The following is a 434-nucleotide window of genomic DNA, read 5'->3' as shown; positions in this document are numbered from 1 at the left end:
CGGTAGGGCTTTTTATTGGTCGCAATTTAAGATACTAGGGGTTTAGTCACAGTAAAAAACTTGCTGAACCACCATTCGATGAACCATTACACGGGCTGCTTTTGAATGCGTGATTTACGCGCACTGAATGCAAACAACAAAATTACGGCCAAAACGAATGGTAAAACGTAAACGTTAAGGTTTTGCCAACCTACTGTTGACTCCAACCAACCAGACAGTAGCGCCGTGACAGTTACACAACCAAACACAACAAATTCATTGAACGCTTGTGCCTTGGCTTTATTTTGAGCTTGATACGACTGGCTGAATAAGCCTGTTGCAGCGATGAACATAAAGTTCCAACCCACACCAAGCACAACCAAAGCCGCTCTAAAGTGCCAAATTGATACACCATGGATATTGATGGCAATACTCACCACAAATAACACGCCACC

Annotated in this window: 1 pseudogene; it reads right to left on the bottom strand. The window is 43.3% G+C overall.

From position 1 onward, the window contains the following. Window positions 1-86 precede the first annotated feature (86 nt). Window positions 87-434, bottom strand: a pseudogene (locus AB4496_RS24470) (MFS transporter); the annotation flags it as partial.

Origin of the sequence: Vibrio sp. 10N.222.46.A1 (genome assembly GCF_041473595.1) — a bacterium.
Classification (GTDB): domain Bacteria; phylum Pseudomonadota; class Gammaproteobacteria; order Enterobacterales; family Vibrionaceae; genus Vibrio; species Vibrio tasmaniensis_A.
Note: the sequence above shows the minus strand (reverse complement) of the source record. Positions and strands in the feature narration are given on the sequence as shown.